A 21,909-nucleotide genomic window follows, 5' to 3' on the forward strand; every position below is an offset into this window, starting at 1 on the left:
TAATACGCTTGCTAATTGTTAAGTTTGCATAGATAGATAGATTATATTTTTTAATGAAACAATTTTTCAAATTTGTACTGGCTACCATTGTAGGTTTAGTTTTCACCACCATCATTTTAGTACTTATTTTAGTAGGAATAATAGCATCGGCAGGCAGCGATAAAACAGTTGATGTAGATTCGAATTCAATTTTACGCATAGCACTTACCTCTCCTATTGCCGAACGTACCCCCAGCAACCCATTGGCAGGATTAGGTTTTTTAGGTTTGGATGGCGAAAAGGCCATAGGCTTGAACGATATATTGGCCAACATTAAAAAAGCCAAAACCGACGATAACATTAAAGGCATTTTTATTGATGAAAGCTACATGCTATCCGGTCAGGCCACTACCGAGGAGATCCGTAACGCGCTGATAGATTTTAAAAAGTCGGGCAAGTTCATTATCGCTTACTCCGAAGTTTATACTCAGGGTGCTTATTACTTAGCATCCGTAGCGGACAAAGTTTACATTAACCCAAAAGGGATATTTGAATTTAGCGGCTTCAGTCAGCAAATCACCTTCCTGAAAGGTGCCATGGATAAATTGGGTATTGAAGCCCAGGTAATTAAAGTAGGCACGTATAAAAGCGCTGTTGAGCCATACATCTTAAATAAGATGAGTGATGCCAACCGTGAGCAGGTGACCAGTTACCTTGGTTCATTATACGATCATTTTCTTACAGGAATTGGTAGCGCGCGCAAGATCAACAAAGACTCGTTGTTCACTATCGCCAATAATTTACGCATCCAATTTCCTGAAGATGCGTTGAAGTACAAGTTGGTTGATGGCCTGAAATATAAAGACGAGGTAATTAACGAATTAAAAGACCGCACATCAACTAAGAAAAAAGACGATTTGCACAGCGTGGACATTGCCGAGTATACCAAAACCGACGTAAAAGCTGACGATGATGATAAAACATCTAAAAATCAGATAGCTATCATCTACGCATCAGGTGAAATAAATGGTGGCGAGGGCAATGATAATACCATCGGTTCTGAAAGGGTATCAAAAGCATTACGCAAAGCACGTTTAGATAATAAAGTTAAAGCGGTGGTACTGCGTGTTAACTCGCCCGGTGGCAGTTCGCTGGCGTCGGATGTGATTTGGCGCGAAGTAAAACTAACCCATGATGCAAAACCGATCATTGTTTCTATGGGCGATTACGCAGCATCGGGCGGTTACTATATCTCCTGCGCGGCCGATTCTATTATTGCTGAACCTAATACGGTTACCGGTTCCATCGGCATATTCGCGATACTGCCAAACATGCAAAAACTATTTAACGATAAATTAGGTGTTACGTTTGACGGCGTAAAAACCGGAAAATATGCCGATTTAGGTGATGTCAGCCGTCCCCTTACCCCCGAGGAACGCGCTATACTGCAAAACCAGGTAAACCGTGGCTACGATGATTTCACCAAACATGTAGCCGACGGCCGCCATAAAACCCAGGCTTATATTAACAGCATTGGCCAGGGCCGTGTTTGGACAGGCGCGCAAGCTATTAAATTAGGCTTAGTTGACCGCCTGGGTAATATTAATGATGCCGTAGCATCGGCAGCTAAAAAGGCAAAAATTACAGACTATAAACTGGTAGCCTACCCCGATCAGAAAAGCATATTCAACAAATTTAGCGCCGGGTTAACTGCCGAGGTTAAAACCCGCATGCTAAAATCAGAATTGGGTGAAAATTATAATACCTATCAGCAAATAAAATCCATCACCCAAATGATGCGCACGCCGCAGGCACGCATGCCCTATGATGTGGTGATAAAGTAATTTGTAAAGATATTTAGGAAAGCCGCCCAATGGGCGGCTTTTTTTTATCCCTCCCACGTCATTCTGAGCGATAGCGAAGAATCAGTTGATAGGATTCAAATTTTGCCCTGTTCCGTAGGAACATTTGGTAGGTAGAAAAAAATGATTTTCTAAAATTTCGTTCCGTAGGAACGATTGGTGAAATATCATAAATTGCAAAGGTATGCCAAACACTTATACCCAAATCCATATCCAATTTGTATTCGCTGTAAAATACCGCGATGCAATTATCGCTGACTTATGGAAAGAGAGACTGCATCAATATATAACAGGCATTATACAAAATAACGGGCATAAATTACTCCAGATTAATAGCATGCCCGATCATATCCACATATTTATTGGCATGCGGCCCGATCAATCAATATCATCATTGGTGCAAAATGTGAAAACAGAGAGTAGCAAATGGATAAAAGAGCAAAAATTTTGTAACAGCAGATTTGCGTGGCAAGAAGGATATGGCGCGTTCTCCTACGCTAAAAGCCAAGTGCCTGCTGTTATTAAATATATTCAAAACCAGGAACAACACCACAAAAAGGAAACATTTTTGGATGAGTACAGAAAGTTTCTATCAGCATTTGATATCGTATGGGATGAACAGTACATATTTAAGGATTTAGAATAACACCAAGCGTCCCTATGGGACGCCCGCGTTCTATTTCTTTTTTCTACCTACCAGATGTTCCTACGGAACAGTCGTACATTCGGTACTGCTCTAAACTTTTAAAAACTTACCAGCCGTTGCACCGTTCTTACATTACCAATTAGTATTTTAGCCCATCAATTATATACATGGAGAATAAACCCATCGCCCGCACCTTTCGCCTTTTGTCGCAACTGATGGAATTGCACGAGGTAAACCCGTTCAAAATAAAATCGATAGCTAATGCCGCTTTTAAAATAGATAAGCTGCCCTTCCCTATTGCAGGCAAAAGTGTGGCTGAAATGGAAAAGATAGACGGCATTGGCAAAAGCACTGCCGCCAAAGTAGCCGAACTGCTGGAAACCGGCACCATGACCGAACTGCAGGAATTGCTTGCCGCCACCCCTGATGGTATAGTAGAAATGCTGGGTATTAAAGGTATTGGCCCTAAAAAGATCGCTACCATTTGGCACGACCTTAAAATTGAGAACATAGGCGAGCTTTACTATGCCTGTAACGAGAACCGCCTGATTGAAGCCAAAGGCTTTGGGCTAAAAACCCAGGAAGAGATACGCAAGGTTATTGAATACCGCATGGCCAGCAACGGCAAGTTCCTGTACGCCCAGGTAGAGCCCGATGCCGAACGATTGATACAGCTATTGAAAGATACCCTGCCCGGCGCACTGATTGAATTTGGCGGCGAATACCGCCGTAGATGCGAGATCATAACCGAATTAATAATTGTAGTGGGTAGCCGTGATAAGGATATCCTGGAAGAAACGCTGATGACCCAGGACATCATAAAAAATATTAAACCTAATCACGACCATCTTGAAGGCGAACTGGAAAGCGGTTTAATTGTCGATCTTATTTGTTGTGCCAAGGTTGATTTCCACATGACTTTGTTTAACAATACCGGTACCGATAAACATGTGGAAACGGTTTTAGCCCGTACAACTACTATTGTAGATATACCCGAACATGAGCAGATGATCTACCAAAAAGCTGGTTTACAATATATGCCGCCCGAACTTAGGGAGGATGACCGGTTTATAGATTTAGCCCATCACAACAAGCTACCCGAACTAATTACTATTTACGACCTTAAAGGCACGTTGCACAACCACAGTACCTGGAGCGACGGGGTAAATACGCTTGAACAAATGGCTTTATATTGCCGCGACGAAATGAAGCTGGAATATCTGGGTATTTGCGATCATAGTAAAAGTGCGTTTTACGCCAAGGGGATGAGCATTGAAAGTGTGCTGCAACAGCATGAAGAAATTGACCATCTGAATAAAAAATTAACCGGCTTCCATATTTTTAAAGGGATAGAATCGGATATTTTAAACGATGGATCACTGGATTACCCTGATGAAATATTACAACGTTTTGATTTCATTGTGGCATCGGTACACTCAAACCTTAAAATGAGCGAGGAAAAAGCTACTGCCAGGTTAATAAAAGCTATTGAGAACCCATACACAACCATGCTTGGCCACCCAACCGGCAGGCTGCTGCTTAGTCGTACAGGATATGCTATTGATTATAAAAAGGTGATCGATGCCTGTGCAGCCAATGATGTGGCTATTGAGATCAACGCCAACCCTTTACGTTTAGACCTTGATTGGCGCTGGCAGCAGTACGCCTTAGAACAAGGTGTTTGGCTATCCATTAATCCCGATGCGCACCGTAACGAGGGTTTTCATGATATGAAATATGGTGTATTTGCCGGGCGTAAAGGTGGATTATCTAAAGACAGGTGTGTAAACGCGTTGACATTAAATGAGATCACGAGGTTTTTTAAAGATAAAAAGCCTAAGAAGTAATACCGGCATAATATGCATACCCCCACCACCCTATTAATGATACGTCCTGTCAGCTTTGGTTTTAACCCCCAAACTGCCGGCAGCAACGCTTTCCAAAGCCGTGACGCCGAACAACAACAGGTACAGGATAAAGCATTGCTGGAGTTTGACGGCTTTGTAAACACCTTACGTGCCCATGGTGTGGAAGTTATTGTGATAAACGACACCCCGGCACCGCATACTCCGGATGCTATTTTCCCAAACAACTGGATAAGCTTCCACTCAACCGGGGACATATTGCTATACCCCATGCAGGCTGAAAACCGCCGCCTGGAACGACGGGAAGATATTATTAATCAACTGGAAGATGAGTTTAAAGTAAGGCATGTTATAGACCTGAGCCGATTTGAAGCAGAAAATAAATTCCTGGAAGGCACGGGCAGCATGGTATTAAACCGCGAGGATAAACTGGCTTATGCCTGCCTTTCCCCGCGTACGGATATTGATGTGCTAAACATTTTTTGTGAGCAAACAGGTTACCAACCCATTGTTTTCCACGCATACGACCAAAACAACCAACCTATATACCATACTAACGTGATGATGTGCATAGCAGACCGTTACGTGGTTATTTGCCTGGACAGCATTACCGATGCCAAAGAACGCGAGGCGGTAGTAGCCTCTTTCTATCAAACCAATAAAAGTATTTTTGATATCACTTTCGATCAGATGAACCACTTTGCAGGGAACATGCTGGAAGTATTTAACCAAAATGGCGAAAGCTTGCTGGTGATGTCGGCCAGTGCCTATCATTCCTTATCTGAACGGCAAATTGCTACCCTGCAGCAATTCTCGCGTATTGTTTATGCGGATATACCAACTATTGAACGCAACGGTGGCGGCAGTGTAAGGTGTATGATGGCCGAGGTGAGGCTACCTGTTTTGTAACCTGTATATAGTCTTCACTTAAAATCCGCGCTGAGTTACTGATCCATCCAGAGCACTGAGTTCCCGGTACCAAATTCATTTTGCTCCCATTGCTTGTTGGTATTATCCAGCACCCAGGTACCATCTACAATAAATTTGTAAAGGCATTTGCCGGGTTTCAAGCGCAGGCTGATGGTCCAGGTATCACCCTGATGTGCAAGGGTATAACCGTCTTCGGCCCAGTTATTGAAATTGCCTGATATCCTGATGGTATGGGCATGGCTATAGCCTTTCAGCGTAAAAGTATGATTTGGCTTTACAACCAAAAACGAATTGGTTTGGCCGTCTAAATTAACCGTATGGGGATTGGCCGGGTCGGTCATCCAGCGCCCGTCTACAATAAATTTATATTGATAATTACCCGGAGAAAATGTGTAAGGTAACGTCCAGCTATTGCCATTGTGTTTTAAGGCCAATTCACCGTTTTTCCAGTTATTGAAGCTACCCGCTACAAAAACTTCGTGTGCGGTGGAAAAACCATCCAGTTTAAATGTGACAGTTTCGCCCAGGTTTAACACAGATTCGGTAGCTGATCCGTTCTTTTTGTTGTTTGGGTTTAACGGATCGGCTATCCACTGCCCATCTACCATAAAACGGTAAGCGTGCATCCCATCGTGCAGGTAAAGCGATTTTTGCCACCCTCCTGGGCCACGCGTCATTTCCAGCTGATTTGGGTTCCAATTATTAAAATTGCCCGCCACGGTCACCTTATGCGCAGCAATGTATCCCGGCAGTTTAAAGGTATAGTTATAGCGATAATAAATGGAATTGGTGTTGCCTACGCCATCATCCTGGCGTAGCTTGTTGTAAGTATCTATAGTCCAGTCGCCATTAATAATAAACTTATAGGCATAAATACCCGGATCAAGTTTAACATCACTTATCCAGCCGCTATCTGTACGGCTCATAATGCCCTTGCCTGTGCTCCAATCGTTAAAACTACCCGAAAGCAATACCCGTTTAGCATTGGTATTTCCCGGTACAAAAAAGCGGGTAAGCCCCGAGGGCAGTTCGTGAACGGTAACGCGCGTAAAACTATTCACGCCAAACATCACTTCGTCCGGGTATCCAGGGCGACCCTGTGTTTTGCTAAGCTTGGTGGTAATTTGAAACGGACTGGTGATCAGGCTACTATTTAGGGTTTTTAACGAGCGGTCAAACTGTAGCAAGCCGTCATGCAGTTTAACAATATTCCAGCCATCTTTGCGCAAAGCATCATAATCGCCTTTAAGTACCATATCTGCTTTAACACCGGTAATACCAGCCGTTTTCAGGATACTATCTATCTGTGCCCGGGTCGATTTCAGGTCTATCAGTAACACCAAATGGTCGCGGTCAAGCAGCAGGTTGTTTTTACTTTGGGCCATAGCATTGCTCACTGTGCAAAGCATCAGCAAAAACAGGATGATATGTTGTTTAAGCGCCCTCATTTAATATTATCGCGATTGTAAATGTACATTTCAAACTCCTTTTTAACGAAATTGAGCGTAAATATCCCGCGTGAGTAAAAATCATACCCTAACATAGCATCAACCGAATAACCATAAGCCGACCCCATCTTATCAAGATCGGTAACCACCGCTTTGTTTTTAAGGAATTCGTGGTCGCCTACCACCAGTTTATCAAACTCGGCCGTAATTACTTCAAAGCTGCTATTGCCTATACCGGTAAGCTTAGCACGACTAATTACCCGCATGCCGCGTACCAGTTTTTTGTTCCGGCTGTAATCTATCAAGTTGCTTTCAGCGCCGGTATCAAAAGCAAACCAAAGTTTCTGATCGTTGGCGGCACACCTCAGATACACCACATCGTTCAATAGTTTAAACGGGGTTTTAACATCAGCTACCGCAAACAGGCGTTCCGCTTCAGGGATATTGCCTTTATCGTCCAGTTTGTGGATGTATAACACGCTTTGATTCACATCAACCGTAATGGCCAGTTTATTGAATAACCTTGTACCTAATAAGCCCAATATCTTAATATTACGCCCATTTTCAATGCCCGACAGGTCGCATACATCGGCAGAGAGTTTATCATAATTCAGTTCAAAAATAGACAGGTGTTTGATGGTAGTTTTAAAACTACGGTCGGCCAGGCCGTTAATGCCGCCGGCATCTTTATCTTCAATATGGGGCGCGTCGCGAAAATAGGTCTTGTTCAATACCAGGCAAGGAGCGCCGGTATCCAGTATAAAATTGCCATATACCGAATCAATCTGTGCTTCAATAACAATCAGGTTGCCCGCTTTTTTAAACGGCACTATCAGCGTTTTAAAATCACCGTAAGGTTCAGGATCGGGTTCGGCAACAATAGCGTTTTTAAAACTGACATGATGAACCGGCTGCGGATTACGCATGGCATTGGCCTGAAAACGTCCCCCCATAGTAAACAGGAGGAATAGTAATAGGCCAATTTTATTCATTTGCGTCGGTAGCTGTATTTACCATATAGACGCTAAAAGCAAGGACTTAGTTACAGTTGTATTGTTAATTGATGTTAAAGAAAGTTAAAGCTATTAGAAACACGCACTTTTAACGGCGATATAAAAACGCAAAAAAACCACAAAAAAAGGAGCCAATCGAATAATTATAAATAATTATAGATAAAAATAAATAATAAAAAAAAGGTGCCCCGGGTTTGCCCCAAAACACCTTTATGCTTTCGCCTTTTACCTTTAAGCTTAGGTAGTGTAGCCTAAAATTTTCAGCACTTGCTTGCTGTTTTGCTCTTCGCCAAAAACCTCGAAGTTAAATGTTTCATCGCGGTTGCGGCGGATGATGACATGCTTTGGCGATGGCAGCAGACAGTGATGTATGCCCCCGTAACCGCTTAAAACTTCCTGATAGGCGCCGGTATTAAAAAAGCCTAAGTATTGCACCTTGCGGGTTTTAGGCATAAATACACTGTTCATATGCGCTTCCTGGTTGTAATAGTCTTGCCCATCGCAAGTGATGCCGCCAAGGTTGACGCGTTCGTACTCGCTGTCCCAGTTGTTAACCGGCAGCAAAATGTATTTTTGGTTCAACGCCCAAACGTCGGGCAGGTTGGTGATGAACGATCCGTCCAGCATTAGCCAGCGCTCGCGGTCGTTTTGTTGCTTGCGGCCCAATACTTTGTATAATATGCCCGATGCTTCGGCTACGGTATATTTGCCAAACTCGGTAATAATATCCGGCTCAATGGTATCATGCTCAGCACAGATCTCTTTAATACGGCTAACAATCTCGTTGATCATATACTCGTAATCAAAATCAAACACCAGCGAATCTTTAAACGGCATACCGCCGCCTATATCCAGCGTGTCTAAATGCGGGTTTACCTTTTTAAACTTGCAGTAGAGCGTTACATATTTCTCTAACTCGTTCCAGTAATATGGTGTATCAGAAATACCCGAATTAATAAAGAAATGCAGCAGTTTTACCTGGAAGTTGGGGTTGTCTTCAATTTTATTGTGATAAAAATCGATAACATCTTCCATACGAATACCTAAACGCGAAGTATAGAACTGCGAATCAGGCTGCTCTTCAGCCGCTATACGGATACCCAGGTTACATGGGGTATCCATCTCTATCTCGTCATCGTACAAGTTAAATTCCTCTTTGTTATCCAACACGGGGATGATGTTTTTAAAACCATCGTGCAGCATATCAATAATATATTGCTTGTACTGGTAAGTTTTAAAACCATTGCATATCACCGTCATGTCCTTGCTTAAAGCACCTTTTTTCTCCAGCGCGTCAATCATAGGCATATCAAAGGCCGACGATGTTTCCAGGTGGATCTCGTTTTTCAGCGCCTCTTCAACAATATGCTTAAAGTGCGAGCTTTTGGTGCAATAGCAATATTTATAACTGCCACGGTAGTTGTTTTTAACAATAGCCTGCTGGAACAACAATTTGGCCTGCTGTATTTTTTTAGAAATAATGGGCAGATAAGTGAAGCGCAATGGTGTACCATACGTTTCTATCATCTCCATTAAATTCAGGTCATGAAAATATAATTCATCTTCAATGATCTCGAAGCCATCCTGCGGAAAGCCAACACTAAGATCAAGAAACTCCTGGTAACTCTGCATCTAATAAAATTTTGGCAAAAATGTAATTTTAAAACGGAAAATACAGCTATTTGTTAGCGATTTTTTGTAGTGGCAAAGTAATTTGATGGATACAAACCCATCATCCATTAGATATTTACAATTTACAGCTCCCCGACTATACTGCTAATACCTATCTTAGCCTCATGAATATCCCAATTTACCAGGCCGACGCCTTTACTGATACCCTGTTTGGCGGCAACCCCGCCGCTATTTGTCCGCTGACTGAATGGCTCCCTGATGCTACCATGCAACAGATAGCTGTAGAGAACAACCTGGCCGAAACCGCCTTTTTTGTAAAGATCGATAACGGCTATAAACTGCGCTGGTTTACACCCGAATATGAGATTGACCTGTGCGGCCATGCTACCCTGGCTGCTGCGCATATCCTGTTCACCCAATTGGATTATGCGGAAGACACTATTCATTTTGAAACTGTAAAGGCCGGCGTGCTGACCGTAACCAAAAACGGCGATAAATACACGTTGGATTTTCCATCGCGCCCGCCTGAGCCAGCCACTATGCCACCTGGCTTAACTGAAGCACTGGGCATGAAAGAACCGCTGGAATTCCTGAAATCGCGCGATTATATACTGGTTTATGATAACGAGGATGACATACTTGCCTGCAAGCCTGATTTTGCCTTACTGGGCAAGTTTGATGTGGTCGGCATCATTATCACATCGCGGGGCAAGGAAGTGGATTTCGTTTCCCGTTTCTTCGCGCCATCGGCGGGGATACCTGAAGACCCGGTTACCGGCTCGGCACATTGCAACCTCATCCCTTACTGGGCCAGTAAACTGGGCAAAAATAAGTTACACGCCTACCAGCAATCGGCCCGCAAAGGCGAACTTTGGTGCGAACTAAAGGGCGACCGGGTACTGATGAGCGGCAAAGCGGTGACTTATCTTAAAGGAGAAATATTTATTTAGCTGAAAGCACAAAGCTTTATACTTTGGTCTTTCAGCTTTTTTTCCACACCCCATGTTATTAACTCACTTAAAACTCAAGCCAACAATTAACCGATAAGGTTGTATCTTTCGGGTTCAAATGGGATGGCGGGTCGTGCAAACAACCGTGAACTATCAACCATGAACCATGATCTACAAGAATGAAGCTAACTAAGTTAGAAATAAAAGGTTTTAAGAGTTTTGGGGATAAGATCGTCATCAATTTTGATGAGGGGGTTACCGCTGTTGTGGGGCCAAATGGCTGCGGCAAATCCAACGTGGTCGATTCTATCCGCTGGGTACTGGGCGAACAGAGCACGCGCGCCTTACGGTCGGAGAAGATGGAGAACATCATCTTCAACGGCAATAAAAGCCGTAAGCCCGCCAACCTGGCCGAGGTTTCCCTTACCTTCGATAATACGAAGAACATCCTCCCTACCGATTTTTCGCAGGTAACGCTTACCCGTAAACTTTATCGCAGCGGCGAGAGCGAATACCGCCTGAACGATGTACAATGCCGCCTGAAGGATATTACCGACCTTTTCCTGGATACCGGTATCGGCGCCGACTCCTACTCTATCATCGAACTAAAGATGATTGACGAGATCATCACGAATAAAGAAAACTCGCGCCGGGCACTATTCGAAGAGGCTTCGGGGATATCCAAATACAAACTGCGCAAAAAGCAAACCTTTAATAAGCTAAAAGATACGGAAGCCGACCTGGAACGTGTAGAGGACCTGCTTTTTGAAATTGAAAAAAACTTAAAAACCTTAGAGAATCAGGCCAAAAAAACCGAGCGATACTACAAACTGCGCGAACAGTATAAAACACTGAGTGTGATGCTGGCCTCGTTCAGGATATCGATGTTTAGTCAATCGCTTGCAGAAATTGAGGAACAGGAACAAAAACAAAAGGAGGGCAAAGCCGGTATACTCACCCAGATAGACACCCTGGAAGCCGACCTGCAAAAGCAAAAGCTGGACAGCCTGACCCGGGAGAAAAACCTATCGATCCAGCAAAAGGCCACTAACGAATATATAGCCAAAATACGCGCTTACGAAAGCGAAAAGAAGATAAAGAACGAACAGTTGCGCCATCAGCAGGATAAGGAAACGCGGCTGACAGAGGAACTGGAACGCGACCGTAACCAGCTAAACCACGTGCTGTACAACATCAAGCGCCTGAACGAGGAAAAGGTAACCGAAGAGGAATACCTGGAAACCATTAACCGCCGCGTAGCCGATTTGAAAGCCGCGGTTGACGAATTGCGTACTACTCAGGCCGAAGCTCGCAATGAGCTGAACGAGCTGACCAGCATTAACAACCGCCTGCAAAACCAGATATATAAAGCAGAAAAGGATTCGGAAATATTGCAGATACAGGAACAGGCGCTGGAACAGGAAAGTCTGCGCAATATGGAGGATGCGAGTGGCAAGGAGGTGGAACTATCGCACTTTAACACCGTACTGGCCGAACTGCAGCAACGCACCGAAACCTTTGAAAAGGAATTGCAGGTAGCTGCCGATAGCGAGAACAAGCTGCAGGAACAGATCAGCGCCACAGAGAACGAACTGACCAGCGTAAAGGAATCTATTATTGCCGAAAGCCGCCGGCTGGACGCTAAGCAAAACGAATATAACCTTACCAAAAGTTTAGTGGATAATTTGGAAGGCTTCCCGGAATCTATCCGCTTTTTAAAGAAGAACAGCGACTGGGGCAAAAATGCGCCGCTGTTTAGCGATGTACTATTTTGCCGTGAAGAATACCGGGTGGCTATTGAAAACTACCTGGAGCCGATGATGAACCACTATGTGGTGCAGAATTACGAGGACGCCATTAGCGCCATTAACCTGTTAAGCAATTCATCGCGCGGACGGGCCCAATTCTTTATATTAGATAATTATCCGCAAGAAAACTTCACCCCTGCCGTACACGGCGATTGGCTGCCTGCCTTGAGTGTGGTTGAGGTGGAGGCTAAATACCAGCCGCTGTGCAACCAACTGCTTAAAAACGTTTATTTGGTTGATGATAATGCCGATAAAGGTCTGGACAAACAAGCGCTGCCCGATGGTGTAGTGTTGCTGGGCAAAAGCGGCAAATTCAACAAAGCCAAGCTCACTATGGCAGGCGGCTCGGTTGGGTTGTTTGAGGGTAAGCGTATCGGTCGGGCTAAAAATTTAGAGAACTTATCTAAAGAGATAAAACAACTGGAAACCCAGGTTGGCAAGCTGAAGAACCGTTCGGAAGAATTACAGTCGACACTCGTAGCCTTGCGTGCCGAAGGCAAGGCCGACGAGATACGCCAGAAACAATTACAGCTAAACCAGCTGAATACCGAACTGGTTACCGTTAAAACCCGGCAGGAACAATACCAGGCCTTTATTGAGAACAGCCGCAATCGCAAGGAAGATATTGCCCGTAAAATTGCCAATATTAAAGAAGAAATGCTGGCATTGCAGCCCCAACTCGCCGAATTTAAAACCCAAAAGGAAATACAGGGCGAGCTGTTGCTTGAAAAACAGCAGGCCTTTAACGAATTAAACGAGCACCTCACCGTTCAATCTAATACTTATAACCAGGAGAATATCCGCTTTCACCAGCAGCAAAACAAAGTATCGGGGCTGATGAAGGACCTGGATTATCGTGAAACGCAGCAGGAAAGCCTGGAGGCACGGATAACGCAAAACAGTACCGAACTGGCTGTAGTGAAAAACACCATCCAGGAAATACTGAAACATGCCGACCACAGCGATGACGACCTGCTGGAAATGTATGCCCAGAAAGAAGAACTGGAAAAAGCCGCCCAGCAAGCTGAACAGGAATATTACGCCTGGAAAGGCCAGATCACCGAGGCGGAAAATACCGTATCTAACCTGCGCCGAAATAAGGATAATGTAGAACTGATAGAGGCAGAATTGCGCGATAAACGTACCAATTTGCGGGTTGACCTCAACTCGCTTAAGGAACGCCTTTCAGTAGAATTTAACATTGATATTGAGGAATTGCTGAATGCCGAGGTGCCTGAAGGTGAGGATGAGGACGACTTGCGTGAAAAGACAGATAAACTGAAACGCCAGCTGGACGATTTTGGCGCCATTAACCCAATGGCAGTTGAGGCTTATAACGAAATGAGCGAGCGTTACGAGTTTATCCAGGCGCAAAAGAAAGACCTGAACGAAGCAAAAGCATCGTTACTGGCCACTATACAGGAAATTGACGATACAGCTAAAGAGAAATTCATGGCGGCCTTCACCAGTGTGCGCGAGAACTTTATCCATGTTTTCCGTTCGCTGTTTAACGAGGAAGACAGCTGCGATCTGATCTTGAGCGATCCGCAGAACCCGCTGGAATCGGACATTGATATTATTGCCAAGCCTAAAGGCAAACGCCCGCTATCTATCAACCAGCTTTCGGGTGGCGAGAAAACCCTGACCGCTACGGCCATCCTATTCTCACTTTACCTGTTGAAGCCCGCCCCCTTCTGTATTTTTGATGAGGTGGACGCCCCGCTGGATGATACCAATATTGACAAGTTCAATAATATCATCCGCAAATTCAGCATCGATTCGCAATTCATTATCGTATCGCATAACAAGCGTACTATTGCCAGCACCGACGTTATTTACGGTGTTACCATGGTTGAACAGGGCGTATCGCGTGTAGTACCGGTAGATTTGCGGGAACTGGCGGATTGAGTTAGTGATTAGTTAATTAGTGATTAGGGATTAGTTTCACCACCAACGTCATTGCGAGGAGCGATAGCGATGTGGCAATCCCCGGCGTGCAGAGCCGCCCCTGCTTATCGGGGATTGCTACGCTACGCTCGCAATGGCGTGTTTGTATAACAAGAAAGGCCCGGTAAAAACCGGGCCTTTCTTGTTAACTAATCTCTAATTAACTAATCTCAATCATTACTTCAAGTGGTGCCTTTTCAATATCATACCGTTAAATTCCTTAGCGGTAGTTTTTTGAACGAATTCACTTGCCTGGTTTGTAGTGAGTGTATTGCCGGTGCTTTCCACCTGTAAATTAGCAGAAGTAAGGTAAACCCCTTTATTTACATAGTTAATGGCCTGCGCTAATAAGCCTTCGGTTACATCACCAAAATCTTTGGTCACATCATCGCTGGCTAATTTGCCGGGATAATCTGTTGAAGCCGGGGTCATACCTGAATAATAGCCGCCCTGCCCTGCCGAATTTTTGGTTTCAAACTCGGGGATATACATTTGATATTTGTTAATATCAATATCAAAAAAGCCTACCGGTTTACCGTAAGTTGTACCGCCAATTAACTGCACATTCATATAAGGGCGCAGGTTGTTAATGGTTAATTCACTGGCCGATGCTGTAGACTGGCTTACAATGAAAAACACCCTATTGATGTTTAGTGTGCCTTGCTTAGCAAACTTTTCGGTATTTGCCGTCGGCGAATAATCTATCTGACTATAGTTATACAGTTGGTTAGTAGCAGCATCACGGCGCACCTGGTTTTTAAGCAGGGTTTCTTTATTGGCTGCAAGCGTACTGTTATAATAAGCCGTATACATGGTACTTCCGTTGGCTGATGATGGCGCTATCAGGTTATCCAAAAACTCTGCAGTTTCCACGTAACCACCGCCATTATAACGCAAATCAACCACCAGGTCGGTAATACCTGCTGCAGTGAACGAGTTAAATGCAGTAGTTAAAGCCGACTGTGTGCTGCTAAGTGTTACAAAACTATTGAACACGATATAGCCTATTTTTTTACCTGTTGTGGTTGAATAATCTAACACCTTATAAGTAATAACCGGTTTAATGGTATAAGCTGCTGTTGCAAGGTTTACTGTAAAGGTAGTAGCATCCGGTTTTTTAAGCACCATAGTAATAGTACTGCTGGCGGTGTAGGCGTTTACTATAAAATTAACGTTGGCTGTAGTATAAGTAAGATCGGTATGCCCATTTATACTCATAATCTGATAACCGCGTTTTATTCCGGCCAAATCAGCCGGTGAACCCGAATAAACATATTTAATGCGCAGGTCGCCGGTAGTAGTATTATTATAAAAGGGGGCAAAACCAAAATCGCCGGTAACAGCGTTCAGTTTAGCCGAAGCGGAACCATCATCAATAAATGAATATTTAGCCTCGCCTGGGTTTGGCGAATAATATTCGTAAGGCTTGTTTGTTAGCGGGTTTATTTTGTATTGTGATATTTTAGTAACCTCGGTTTGTAGGGCTGCCAGATCGGTTGAACCTGAAATTGAACGCGGATTAAATGTGGCATAATCAGGGAGGCCGTCATTCCAGTAATAATCCTCTTTTGCATATAGGAAAACAGAATCGCGCATTAAATCGAGCGCAGTACCTGTAACAATCGGATCAGGGTTTTCATTAGCAGGGCTACTTTTTTTACATGCGGTAAAAAGGGTGAATAAAGCACCTGCACACAATAGAATTTTTTTCATTTTAATCGGGGTTAATAACATCATATACGTTACAACTTGTAAAATAGTGTGTTACAGTGCAAAGATATTAATAAATATTATTTAATATGACAAAAAATAAAGGCTAAGGAAAATCCCAGCCTTCATTTTCTGTTACATCACTCTCTTATTTTTTTACTTTTAGTCCTTTGTCCAGTATCATACCGTTAAAGCCATCCTGACCTATGGCGCGTTCGGCTGTTGTATTACCGCCATCTATGCTTTGCACTTTCAAAGCGGTGCCATAAGTACCCTGTTTTACATAATTCAGGGCATGTGCCAACAGGCCTTCTGTAGCATCACCAAAATCTTTGGTCAGGTCGTCTTTGTCATTAAAGCCCGGATAATCGGCACTCCCCGGAAGCATACCAGTGTAATACCCTCCCTGGTTAGCCGAGTTTTTTGTTTCAAATTCGGGTACGTATAATTGATATTTGTTTATGTTGATAGCAAAGAAACCAACCGGTTTGCCATAGCTGGTTGTCCCTATCAGTTTTACATCCATTTGCGACCGCAGGTTATTAATAGCCAGTTCACTGGCCGATGCTGTTGAACCGGTTACAATAAAAAATACTCTGGGAACTGCTAATGAGCCCTTTTTACTGAAATTTACCGCATTGCCGGCTACCGAATAATCAACCTGGCCATAATTATATAAGTTGTTATTAGCATCCCTGAAAAACTGTTTTTTCAGTAACTCTTCTTTCCCGCTTTGCAGTGTAGGGTTAAAAAAGGTATTATACATCAGGGTATTATTTTTAGCTGCAGGTACAATAAGGTTAGCCAAATATTCTGAGGTAGAAACATAACCGCCGCCGTTATAGCGAAGGTCGACCACCAAATCGGTTATACCATTTGTTGTGAAGTAGTTAAAAGCCTCGTCAAGTTTCGGCTGCGCGTTGGAGGGGGCTGTAAAGCTGTTAAATACAATATACCCTACTTTTTTACCGCCGCCTAAATCAAATATCTTATAAAGCAATACGGGGTTAACCGTATAGCTGGTTGAGTTTAAGGTAACACCATAAGTACTGCCATCGGCCTTTTTTAACGTGATAGACATTGGCGACGTACCCAAAGCATTTATAACAAAATTGTAATCGGCAGTTACGCTTAAGTCAAGGTTTGAACGGCCGTTAATAGTAACAATTTGTTCGCCGCGGTGTAAGCCTGCAACCCCGGCAGGGCCTGTGCTATATACATAACGCACCCTGAAATCGGTATTGCTGATGGCAGTAATAGCGAAACCAAAATCGGCCTTGGTGCCACCCAGGGCTGTGCTGGTTTGCCCGCCATCAATAAATGAGTATTTAGCCTGGCCGCCGCTATTAGCCACATATTCATAAGGTAAATTGGTAGCCGGGTTTATTTTGTATTGCGATATGATATTTACCTCGGCAGTAACCGAAGCCTGGTCTGTACTGCCTGCAATAGTACGCGGCTGAAAGGTAGCATAGTCAGGAAGGCCATCCGCCCAATAATAGGCTTCTTTACTATATAAAAAGATAGAATCTCTGATCAGATCGATTGTCGAGCCTGGTGCATCGGGGCCAACGGGGTCAACCTTATGTTTTTTACAGGCTGTAAAAGCACCTGCAAGCAATATCACGGCGAAGTATAGCGTTTTTTTCATATACACAACAGTTTATAAATAATCAGTTTAAACGTAAGCAACCAGCTGTAAGTTGCTTTTTATAAAGATATAAACTCTTCGGCATAAATAAAATCAATACCGCAGGCTTGCGCGCAAAGCGCATCGGTTTCATCGTTACCGGCCATTACCATTTCCCGGCGTTGCAGGTTATGGTCGTTTATCAGCTTCAATACCATATCCGGTTCGGGTTTAGGGGCTATTTCATCGGCGAAGTAACAAACCAGGTATTTTTCCAGCCCGTGCCACTCCACCTGTTTTAATTTATTTAGTTGTAATTCGGGGATTCCGTTGGTAACAATAAATATCTTCTTGCGGTCTACCACAATATCCTGTAGTAATTGCAGCATATCAGGGTAAAGCAACAGCTTTAAGGGCAGCTGCGCATTTTTATGCAGGTGTTCAAAATTAAAACGGTATTTTTCATCCAGCTTAAACTTTTCCTGAACGCGGTTAAACACGGCGCCGGCCCCCTCCTCTTCAAAGGTCTTTACCATCAGGTTCACCAGTACTTTGGCATCCAACAGCTCGGTATATTCTAAAAAGCCGGCAAATAGATAATACACCTGGTACAGGTAATCCTTTTCGGGATAAAGCACATTGTCCAGTTCAAAAATAAAAGCGGTTTTACGCGTATCTATATCGCTATATTTCATCGGCCGATAAAATAGTTATTCCATATTCGTTAAAAAGTGTGCCGGCTTCCTTTAATAAGCTCAGTTCGGCAGGCTGCAGCGCATAGATCTTCGCAATCTGATTATCCAGACTAAGCGTCAGCATCTTATGTGCGTACGATGAGTCATTAGGCGCCGGCAGGGCCAACATATTACCCGTTTTTAGCATAGTACCTGGCAGTTCGGCATAATCGCCCAGGATAGTATCGGGATTATTTAGCTTGTTTTTAAGCTGATAGGCTTGCGCCGACGCGGCAGATGTAATAAGTATTTTCAATTGATCAGGCTGTAATTAAACCATCTTTCATTATCACTTTACGGTCGGACAGATCGGACAGGTCTTCGTTATGGGTTACGATCACAAAGGTTTGGTCAAACTCCTTGCGCAGCCTTATAAACAACTCGTGCAAATCGCGCGCATTAGCCGAATCCAGGTTACCCGATGGTTCATCGGCAAATATCAGGTCGGGTTTATTTATCAGGGCACGGGCTACCGCCACGCGCTGCTGTTCGCCGCCCGAAAGCTGGTTTGGCTTGTGTGTAGCCCTGTCGCTTAACCCTAACATATCCAATAACTCCATAGCTCGCTTTTCGGCCTGGGCTTTGGGTGTACCGGCAATAAAAGCGGGGATACAAATATTCTCCAAAGCGTTAAACTCGGCCAGTAAATGGTGAAACTGGAAGATAAAACCTATTTTACGATTGCGAAAATTGCTTAATTGCTTACTATTCAGCTTACTTATCTCGTGCCCGTTAAAAAAAAGCTGACCAGAGTCTGGTTTATCCAGCGTGCCCATAATATTTAGCAGCGAGCTTTTACCTGCGCCCGATGCACCGACGATGGCCACAATCTCGCCCTTTTTAACTTCAAGGTCTACCCCCTTTAAAATATGCAGGTTCCCGTACGATTTATGGATAGCTGTAGCTTTAAGCATGCGGTAAAGTTAATAATTTGGCTGGATTTTAACTCACCCGGTCCACGCTGCACTAGACCTCCCTCTTTTCGCGTTCCGCGGAAAGAGAGATTTACTATCAAATAGTACTTCCCACCCTCCTTCAGCCAAAGGCGAAGAGAGGGTCGACGAGTGAAACGATGTCGGGGTGAATCACCTACAACTCCACCATAGCCTTTATTACCCCGTTGGCCGGATCAAGCCAGCTTTCAAACTGATCTTTAACTTCGTCGAACTTCACGCGGTGGGTAATATAATTAGTTGGGTCGACCAATCCTTTCTTCATGGATGCTATTACATGCTCAAAATCGGCACGGGTGGCATTGCGGCTGCTCATCAGGGTGGCTTCGCGTTTATGAAATTCGGGGTGGCTGATACTTATCTCGGCCTTTTGCAAACCTACCAGCACATACCTTGCGCCATGCGCCATATATTGAAAACCATTATTGATGGCCCGCAGGCTGCCTGTAGCGTCAATAACCACTGTAGGCATATCGCCGCCGGTTATGTCACTTAGCTTTTGCATCACGTCGTCGGTAGTAACGTTAATGATATGGTCAACTTTTAGCTTATCGCGACAAAAATCAAGGCGGCCCTGGTTCATATCCATAGCTATTACTTTGCCACCGGCTATGCGGGCAAATTCCATAGTACCTAAACCTATAGGCCCAGCGCCAATTACCAGCACATATTCGCCAGCCTCTACTCCTGCCCTCCGCACGCCATGGGCGCCAATGGCCAATGGTTCAACCAAAGCCAGCTCATCATAACTTAAACCTTCGCCATGCACTAACGCATACGATGGCACCGCCAAATATTCCACCATTCCACCATCTACATGCACACCACATACCTTAATACTGGCACAGCAATTGGGTTTGCCACTGCGGCAAGCAATGCACGTACCGCAATTAAAATATGGGATAAAAGTCACTGCTTCATTCTTTGTAAACCCTTCGGCGCCATTGGGTTCAACCAAATAGCCCGATAGTTCGTGCCCCAGTATACGCGGGTAACTAAAAAATGGCTGCGTACCTTCATAGGCGTGCAAATCGGTGCCGCAAATGCCTATCCGCTTAATACGGATCAAAGATTCTCTCGGTTGGGCAACCGCTGCTTCCTTCTCTTCATAGGCCAGTTTTCCCGGCTCTTCACAAACTAATACTTTCATCATTTTTTTAACGCCTATATATAAGCGTAATTTTTATTTATCAATCCTGTGGCTTTCATTTCATCCCAAAACGCTGCCGGGATCTGTACATCAGCCATTGCTATATTTCCTTTTACCCGGGCAGCATTGGTGGTACTTAAGGCTATGCTTTTTACCCCGGGCGCGTGCAGACCAAACGCTACACAGGCTTCAGCTGGTTTAATATCATATTTGCTGCACAAGGCAAAAAAGTCATCACGCCATTTAAACAGATCGGCGTGGGTCTCTTTATCCATCAGGTGATAATTGTAATAATCGCCCCCAATTAAAAAGCCCGCGTTAAACACTGCTGAGTTGATAATAGCCACACCTTTACGCTCCAGCTCTTCCATAAAGGCCACCAAATCATTCGGGTGACTGTGCACCGTCATGCTGTTAGCTATCATGGCCCAATCCAGTTCAATATCTTTTGATATCTGCTGTATCATCCGCCAGTCTTTCGAACCTACGCCTATCGCCGCTACCTCGCCCTGCTCCTTTAATTCACCAAGTGCCCGGTAAGCGCCCAGCACATCGCGGTAACGTTGTTGCCTGTCGCCTTCGCTTGTTGCCGCGACCAGGTATTCATCCGGGTCGTGTACCGATACCAGGTCAGCTTTATAGCCATTCAGCAATTCGTTACCCTGGCGGTAACAATCCAATATGCCATCGTAACTTATTTTTTGTACGGCGTCGAATTTCAGGTCGCGCCATACACCGGGCTCAAAGGTAGGCTCCGGCGTTTTTAATTCTGTCCTAACCCATCCCAGTTTGTTACTTATCAGTACATCTTCCTGTTTAACCCCCAGGCGCTTCAGGCATCTTCCTAACGACTCTAACGCCAACCCCGCGCCATATTTCCCCGCCGAATCAAACACTACCGGCTTCTGCGAATTGCTCACCACCTGTTCAACAATTTCGCATTTGGCATCGTCATCCATAGCTACATACAGGTTTCCCAGGCCACTGGTACCAAATATTACTTTGGGTAAATTAAGATTGGCGGATTTTTTTATCGTCATAATTGGAGGGTTAGCCTTCAAAATTAAATAAATATGTGTCGTAAATACATTTATAATAAAAATTCAATTGCATTAAAATAGCTTTTAAAACCGCATTGCGGTAATATTGTATTCATATTATGATGAAAATATTTCAGCAAGCGATACAACTGCGCGAACGTAAACGCGGGTTCCACCTTATTACAAACGAAATAACACACGCCTTGCCACAGATAGCAGAACTACAGGCAGGTATGTGCCAGGTGTTTATTAAACATACATCGGCATCGCTTACTATTAACGAGAACGCCGACCCCACCGTGCGCCAGGATTTTGAAATGTATTTTAACAAAACCGTACCCGAAAACGACCCCGATTACCGCCATGATGATGAAGGCCCCGACGATATGCCCGCCCACCTTAAAGCGGCCATGCTGGGCAGTTCGGTCACCATACCCATAACCAATGGCCGCCTGGCTTTAGGCACATGGCAAGGCATTTATTTATGCGAGCACCGCAACGATGGCGAGGCGCGTAAGCTAGTCATCACCGCCTGGGGAGCGTAATTTTGATGTGCAGATGATCCTTTAATGTGCATATTTGCACGTTATACCGCATTTGCATATCTGCATA

At 44.2% G+C, this 21,909-nt stretch carries 17 protein-coding genes; 7 read left to right on the plus strand and 10 right to left on the minus strand.

Translation table 11 applies throughout. The features are described 5' to 3' along the window. Window positions 1-53 precede the first annotated feature (53 nt). The 4 genes from sppA to ctlX all read left to right on the plus strand — a co-directional run bounded on the left by sppA (window position 54) and on the right by ctlX (window position 5,261). Entirely contained in the window at window positions 54-1,823 is a 1,770-nt protein-coding gene (sppA, locus tag IRJ18_RS09855; protein WP_194106008.1) for a signal peptide peptidase SppA, read from the plus strand. Between the two features lie 202 nt (window positions 1,824-2,025). Then, window positions 2,026-2,487 (plus strand): IS200/IS605 family transposase, encoded by a 462-nt coding sequence (tnpA, locus tag IRJ18_RS09860; protein ID WP_194106009.1) that lies wholly within the window; start codon window positions 2,026-2,028, stop codon window positions 2,485-2,487. A gap of 167 nt (window positions 2,488-2,654) precedes the next feature. Next, a complete protein-coding gene (locus IRJ18_RS09865; RefSeq protein WP_194106010.1) occupies window positions 2,655-4,334 on the plus strand; it encodes a DNA polymerase/3'-5' exonuclease PolX in 1,680 nt (559 codons plus the stop codon). Window positions 4,335-4,346: 12 nt separating this feature from the next. Further along, window positions 4,347-5,261, plus strand: coding sequence for a citrulline utilization hydrolase CtlX (ctlX, locus tag IRJ18_RS09870; RefSeq protein ID WP_194106011.1), 915 nt, complete (start codon window positions 4,347-4,349; stop codon window positions 5,259-5,261). 35 nt (window positions 5,262-5,296) lie between these two features. Here ctlX and IRJ18_RS09875 read toward each other — a convergent pair whose 3' ends face one another. From IRJ18_RS09875 to IRJ18_RS09885, 3 genes are all read right to left on the minus strand, one after another. Continuing rightward, window positions 5,297-6,730 (minus strand): hypothetical protein, encoded by a 1,434-nt coding sequence (locus IRJ18_RS09875; protein WP_194106012.1) that lies wholly within the window; start codon window positions 6,728-6,730, stop codon window positions 5,297-5,299. Further along, window positions 6,727-7,722 carry an aspartyl protease family protein gene (locus IRJ18_RS09880; RefSeq protein WP_194106013.1) on the minus strand — a complete coding sequence of 332 codons (996 nt, stop codon included), beginning with the start codon at window positions 7,720-7,722 and terminating at the stop codon, window positions 6,727-6,729. Before IRJ18_RS09880 ends, IRJ18_RS09875 begins: the two co-directional genes overlap by 4 nt. A 258-nt stretch (window positions 7,723-7,980) precedes the next feature. Then, window positions 7,981-9,375, minus strand: coding sequence for an arginine decarboxylase (locus tag IRJ18_RS09885; protein ID WP_194106014.1), 1,395 nt, complete (start codon window positions 9,373-9,375; stop codon window positions 7,981-7,983). A gap of 164 nt (window positions 9,376-9,539) precedes the next feature. Here IRJ18_RS09885 and IRJ18_RS09890 point away from each other — a divergent pair, with 164 nt between their 5' ends. Then, window positions 9,540-10,325: a PhzF family phenazine biosynthesis protein gene (locus IRJ18_RS09890; RefSeq protein ID WP_194106015.1), complete on the plus strand. Its 786-nt coding sequence runs from the start codon at window positions 9,540-9,542 to the stop codon at window positions 10,323-10,325. Between the two features lie 179 nt (window positions 10,326-10,504). Then, window positions 10,505-14,041, plus strand: a complete 3,537-nt coding sequence (gene smc, locus IRJ18_RS09895; RefSeq protein ID WP_194106016.1) for a chromosome segregation protein SMC — start codon at window positions 10,505-10,507, stop codon at window positions 14,039-14,041. A 216-nt stretch (window positions 14,042-14,257) separates the two neighbouring features. On the opposite strand, the gene IRJ18_RS09900 is transcribed toward smc, so the two are convergent. From IRJ18_RS09900 to IRJ18_RS09930, 7 genes are all read right to left on the minus strand, one after another. Beyond that, window positions 14,258-15,793 carry a S41 family peptidase gene (locus IRJ18_RS09900; RefSeq protein ID WP_194106017.1) on the minus strand — a complete coding sequence of 512 codons (1,536 nt, stop codon included), beginning with the start codon at window positions 15,791-15,793 and terminating at the stop codon, window positions 14,258-14,260. A gap of 145 nt (window positions 15,794-15,938) precedes the next feature. Further along, window positions 15,939-17,441 (minus strand): S41 family peptidase, encoded by a 1,503-nt coding sequence (locus tag IRJ18_RS09905; protein WP_194106018.1) that lies wholly within the window; start codon window positions 17,439-17,441, stop codon window positions 15,939-15,941. Between the two features lie 59 nt (window positions 17,442-17,500). Next, window positions 17,501-18,115: an HAD family hydrolase gene (locus tag IRJ18_RS09910; protein WP_194106019.1), complete on the minus strand. Its 615-nt coding sequence runs from the start codon at window positions 18,113-18,115 to the stop codon at window positions 17,501-17,503. After that, window positions 18,105-18,410: a hypothetical protein gene (locus IRJ18_RS09915; RefSeq protein ID WP_194106020.1), complete on the minus strand. Its 306-nt coding sequence runs from the start codon at window positions 18,408-18,410 to the stop codon at window positions 18,105-18,107. Before IRJ18_RS09915 ends, IRJ18_RS09910 begins: the two co-directional genes overlap by 11 nt. A gap of 4 nt (window positions 18,411-18,414) precedes the next feature. Continuing rightward, window positions 18,415-19,068 (minus strand): ABC transporter ATP-binding protein, encoded by a 654-nt coding sequence (locus IRJ18_RS09920; protein ID WP_194106021.1) that lies wholly within the window; start codon window positions 19,066-19,068, stop codon window positions 18,415-18,417. 175 nt (window positions 19,069-19,243) lie between these two features. Further along, on the minus strand, window positions 19,244-20,260 hold the full coding sequence (locus IRJ18_RS09925; protein ID WP_317174065.1) for a zinc-binding alcohol dehydrogenase family protein: 1,017 nt from the start codon (window positions 20,258-20,260) through the stop codon (window positions 19,244-19,246). A gap of 11 nt (window positions 20,261-20,271) precedes the next feature. Then, window positions 20,272-21,297: an aldo/keto reductase gene (locus tag IRJ18_RS09930; protein WP_194106022.1), complete on the minus strand. Its 1,026-nt coding sequence runs from the start codon at window positions 21,295-21,297 to the stop codon at window positions 20,272-20,274. A 122-nt stretch (window positions 21,298-21,419) separates the two neighbouring features. Here IRJ18_RS09930 and IRJ18_RS09935 point away from each other — a divergent pair, with 122 nt between their 5' ends. Beyond that, window positions 21,420-21,842: a secondary thiamine-phosphate synthase enzyme YjbQ gene (locus IRJ18_RS09935; protein WP_194106699.1), complete on the plus strand. Its 423-nt coding sequence runs from the start codon at window positions 21,420-21,422 to the stop codon at window positions 21,840-21,842. The last annotated feature ends 67 nt before the right edge of the window (window positions 21,843-21,909 follow it).

The sequence above is a fragment of the Mucilaginibacter boryungensis genome (genome assembly GCF_015221995.1).
Classification (GTDB): Bacteria; Bacteroidota; Bacteroidia; order Sphingobacteriales; family Sphingobacteriaceae; genus Mucilaginibacter; species Mucilaginibacter boryungensis.